Below are 4,547 nucleotides of genomic sequence, written 5' to 3'. Positions count from 1 at the left end.
CGATCCGCGGGCGCGAGGGGCGCGAAAAGATCGCCGGCGCGATCCTGCAGCAAACTCACGTTGCCCATGTGGACACCGACCGAATGGACTGCGGCAGGCGGTTCAGCCCGCCACAGACTCGACCAGAGCGCGCGATGCAGACGCAGAAAATAGGCCGTATCCTGCGACGGCGCGCAACTCACGCCTCGCGACCAGCGGCGCCCTTCGAAGTAGTTGACCGTGAGGCTGAACCGTGCGGCAACATAGCCTTCGCGCCGCAGACGGGCGGCGGATTTCTCGACCAGCCAGCGGCCGACCTGATAGGCTCGCCGGGCAGTTCGGTAATCGGGGGCGAGGACCTTGGAGTTGCCGAAGCCGCCACGGACGTTCGGTGTCAGGGGAATATCCATACCTTGCAACAGCCGCACGAACCGTTCGCCCTCGACCGAGCGCCAGATCAGGCGCGCATGGCGCGGATCGAGCCCACAAAGGGTTTCCACGTCATAGACCCCGGCGCGGTAGAGCCGCTGCTTCATCGCCCCCGAGATCCCCGGCAGATCATCAAGCGCGAGATGGGCAACAGCCGCAGGCATGTTTTCGGCCGAAAGCCAGCGAAATCCATCCGGCTTCTGCAACTTCCCGGCCAGCTTGGCGAGCAAGTGGTTCGGCCCGATCCCGGCAGAGAAGCGCAAACAGGCACCAACCTCGGCCGCGACAGCGGCCTTGAGGCGGGCGACCAGCTGCGCAGCTCCGTCCAGCGTGCGGGCTTCGCCCGATAGGGCGAGCTGGAACTCATCGACGCTGCGGATGTGTGTCAGCTCCGCATGGCGGTCCAGCACGTCCGCAACGGCCAGGTTGAACCTCACATAGAGCCGGTGGCGGGACGGCCGGAAAATGACCTCGGGGCAGAGACGGCGCGCGTCCTGGACGCGCGTTCCGGTTCTGATCCCGAACGCCTTGGCTTCATAGGAGGCAGCGACACAGGCCCCCGAGTTGGCATCAACGGCGGTGATCGCGACCGGGCGGCCACGTAGCCGAGGATCGAGCTGCTGTTCGACAGAGGCAAAAAAGCCATTCATGTCAATGTACAACACCCGGAACTCGCCCATGCTTCCGCGCCCGCCCTTGTGGAACTATAGGCCCTATGTTCTATTTTCGTTCCGATGGAACGCAAGCGTCAGCTCTCGAATGTGGCCTTTGGCGGAGCGTGGTCAGAACAGATCGCGGCACGCGAGGCGTTGGCCGCGTCTCTCGATCGGCTGCGCCATGCGGCAACTCATGCTGGAGCGTGTGATCCGCGCCGCGATCCTGCAGTGACCGAGGCGCTGATGCTGGCTTGCGAACGGCATCCTAAAGGGCCGCTTCTGAAAGCGGCCTGGAACAAGGGGACGGCCCTTGCAAATCCGGGGTTGCGGGTGGATGAGCTGACCCGGATCGCCAATCTTCTCGCGGATGCTTATCGCGACAGCGACTGATTTGCTGCGCAGCAAATGACGCAGCCTTGCATTTCCTGTCGCCGCAACCGCCTTGGCATATTCATTTGCAGCTCAGGCGTCAGAATCTTGATCCCGGCCGGAAGTCTTGCATCTGTCTATCCAGCACGCCTAATCAGACCGGCAATATCATTAATGGTTCAGATAGAAAGGGATTTCCTGTGAACGACCTCGACAACATGTCGCGTGAAGAACTTCTCGCGCTTCGCAAGAATGTGGAGAAGGCGCTCAGCGACTACGAGGAACGCCAGCGTCGCAAGGCGCTGGCGGCAGCAGAGGAAGTCGCGCGCAGCTTCGGATTGAAGCTGACCGACCTGGTCGGGAACGGCAAAGGCCGCAAGAGCGGCGCGAAAGGCGCCGCGTCCGGCACGGTCAAGTATGTCAACCCGGACAATCCCGACGAAACCTGGAGTGGCCGGGGGCGTCGGCCCGCATGGGTTCGGGCGGCGCTGGAAGCCGGGCGCAGTCTGGAAGATCTGGCCGCATAAGGCGGCTGTGAAGGTAGGACTGCCGCGCACTGCGCGGCTCCGCGCGAAGCGCAACGTCCCGGCCGCGCACGGGCGCAGCTCGTGGGGGGCCGGGACTAACCGGCCCTCCTCTCTGCCAATGAAGGCCCCGACGAGGCGGGAGCGGATTACCTTCGTCGCAGAAGGAAATTGAAGGCGTCAATCGCAAGCGCAGCCTGAGGGGTGGAAGGATCGAAGGGTCGATCTGCTAGCCGTCCTTTGCTATGTTTTATATGCTATCTGCTAGCTGATAATTCCTAATCATGCGTGATAGACCTAAGTGTGTTGCTTGGTGCGAGCCGCTCGGACGGCAGCACCAGTTGCCGGATGCGACGTGCAGTCCGGGCAACGGACGGTCAAGACGGGATGACGGTGTACAGTGAAGTCTGGCATGGTGCAGCCTCATACTCCGGTGTGGGGGTCTCGCCGGGGGCGGTGTGGCAGCGCCGCCCCCGGCATCACTCTCAGAAGCAGTCCGGCACCCAAGCGTCGATCTTGGCCTTCTTCTCGGCATCGATCTGCCACGCGGCCTGATAGTCGGCATCGCTGAACAGCTTTTCGAGCGACAGGGCCTTGGCGGCTTTCTTCTGCGCCTTGAAGGCCTTGAAGCCGGAGTCCTGCGGGTCGGTGCCGGTGAGGTCCAGCATGAGCGCGTCCAGATAGTCGGCGCTGACGCGGCTAAGGAAGTTCTCGGCGGTCGGCGTCCAGACTTTCCGCGGATCAGCCCCGGCCATGTCCTCGATGGCGGCAAAGAAGCCGTCGCGGATGCCCGGATAGGGCAGGGTGCGGGCGATCCCCTCCGTGATCGTTGCATTGCGGTGCTTCTTGCCCTTCTCGATGAAGGTGCGGAATGCGAGCAGCCGTTCGTCGTCGTCCAGCCAGCCGCTGCCGGTGCGCTCGGGGTCGGCAAGGCGGGGGTCGCCATCCAGCCCGTCCGTGACGCTCGGGTAGTTCCGGGCGGTCTCGGGGCGGATACCGAACACGCGGTCATTGCCGCTCTCGCCGGACAATCCGAAGGCCAGCAGGTCCAGCACCAGTTCCGGCTTCGCCAGCAGCGCGGCTTGCACCGCATGGAGCCGAACGGCTCGCATGTCCTCGACCAGAGCGCCGGAATAAGGTGATTTCGGCTTGCTGTCCTTGGCACCGCTGCCGATGGTGTGCCGGTTCTCCTGCATGACCCCGGCTTCAACGGCTGCGGCAGTATCCTCGGGCCTGACCAGCCCTTGATGCAGCCGCAGTTCGCCCTCGTTGCTCACATAGGCAATGATCCCGGCATGGGCTTTCTGCTCGTCGGTGAAACCGCCATCGAGGATCGCCTGCAGGGCGTCCAGTTCGGCCTGTCCGTCCTCGTCCAGAACCTCGGCCTCGGCCAGTTCTGCCAGTTCGTCAAACCGTTCGGCCTGTTCCTCCGTCAACTCGCCCTCGACCGGATAGACGCGCCCCAGTGCGGCAGTGGTCTGGTAGTCGATCCACGGCGCATCGACCGTCTCGACCCATTTCCAGCCTTCGGCGGCGGCTGCGGCCTCGGCCGTCAGCTTCTCCGCAAAGAGGCGGGCCAGCAGTTCACCGTCCTGCAACAGCGCCGTGTCTGCAAAGAGGTCAGCTGTCATGCGTCCGCCTGCGGCGCGGTAGGCATCGATCCCGACGAAGCGGGCGCGGCGGTCTCCTGCGGCATTGATCGCCTCGGGCTGCAAAAGCTGCTTGAGACGATGCTCGCTCATTTCGCGCCCTCTGGCCTGTTCCAGCACGGACAGGGCAAGGGCTTCGTCGTCCGCGACGGTGAACGCCTTGGCCGCGCCCAGAGTGATTTCGCCTGCTTTCAGCGCGTCCAGCACCGGGGCGGGCAGGGCGGCAAGGGCGAGGCGGCGATAGACATGGGCCTCGGTCGCGCCGAAGGTGCGGGCGATGGTCGGTACATCGGCGCCGCCGTCGCGCATCCGGCCATAGGCGCGGATTTCGTCGGCGGGGTGCAGGTCCTCGCGGGCAGTGTTCTCGACGGCAGCCCATGCGCGAGCGGTGGCCTCGTCAGGGGCCAGTCGGACCGGCACAAAGGCGAGTTCGGGCCGATGCGCGACAAGTTCGGGGTCGCGTTCGAGCGCCAGCCTGATCGCGCGCCAGCGGCGACCTCCGGCGAGGATACCGACCTTGCCTTGCGGGTCGCGCAGACCAGCGAGCGGCTGGATCAGGCCGATCATGGCGATGCTGTCGGCCAGGAGCGCGATGCCCTCGGGGTCGGCCTCCTGCCGGGGGTTCATGTCGGAAAGGTAAAGGTCGGACAGCGGCAGGGCCTCGATGCCGGGGGCCTCGATGGCGCGGGCGTCACGCGCGAAAGCGGTTACATTGGACATGGGTGATTTCCTTGATTGCGACGGTAGTTGTGGGTTATCGGTGCCCTGTCCCCTTTGGGGGCAGGGCGAGGGGCCTCAGACGGTCCCATGCTGAAGCAGGAAGGCGCGGCCGATCTTGGCGGAGAGTCCGCCCTTCCTGATGAGCGCCCATGCCTCGCGGCGGCGCTGATGGAGCCAGTGTTCCGGTATTTTCCTCACCTCCTTTCCGGTTGATTGCCGGG

At 64.7% G+C, this 4,547-nt stretch carries 4 protein-coding genes; 2 read left to right on the top strand and 2 right to left on the bottom strand.

Translation table 11 applies throughout. The annotated features are described in order from the left end of the window. Positions 1-1,088, bottom strand: a 1,088-nt coding sequence (locus tag Q4F04_RS14610) for a UMUC-like DNA-repair protein (RefSeq protein ID WP_303370530.1), incomplete at its 3' end; no start/stop codon positions are given. A gap of 54 nt (positions 1,089-1,142) precedes the next feature. Between Q4F04_RS14610 and Q4F04_RS14605 the strand changes: the two genes are divergently transcribed. After that, positions 1,143-1,454 carry a hypothetical protein gene (locus Q4F04_RS14605; protein WP_303370529.1) on the top strand — a complete coding sequence of 104 codons (312 nt, stop codon included), beginning with the start codon at positions 1,143-1,145 and terminating at the stop codon, positions 1,452-1,454. A gap of 179 nt (positions 1,455-1,633) precedes the next feature. Next, on the top strand, positions 1,634-1,960 hold the full coding sequence (locus Q4F04_RS14600) for an H-NS histone family protein (RefSeq protein ID WP_303370528.1): 327 nt from the start codon (positions 1,634-1,636) through the stop codon (positions 1,958-1,960). A gap of 482 nt (positions 1,961-2,442) precedes the next feature. Here the strand turns inward: Q4F04_RS14600 and Q4F04_RS14595 are convergent, their stop codons facing one another. Next, a complete protein-coding gene (locus tag Q4F04_RS14595; RefSeq protein WP_303370527.1) occupies positions 2,443-4,326 on the bottom strand; it encodes a ParB/RepB/Spo0J family partition protein in 1,884 nt (627 codons plus the stop codon). Positions 4,327-4,547 lie beyond the last annotated feature (221 nt).

Source organism: Paracoccus sp. (in: a-proteobacteria) (genome assembly GCF_030536915.1).
GTDB lineage: Bacteria > Pseudomonadota > Alphaproteobacteria > Rhodobacterales > Rhodobacteraceae > Paracoccus.
This window is presented reverse-complemented; position numbering and strand designations above follow the sequence as displayed.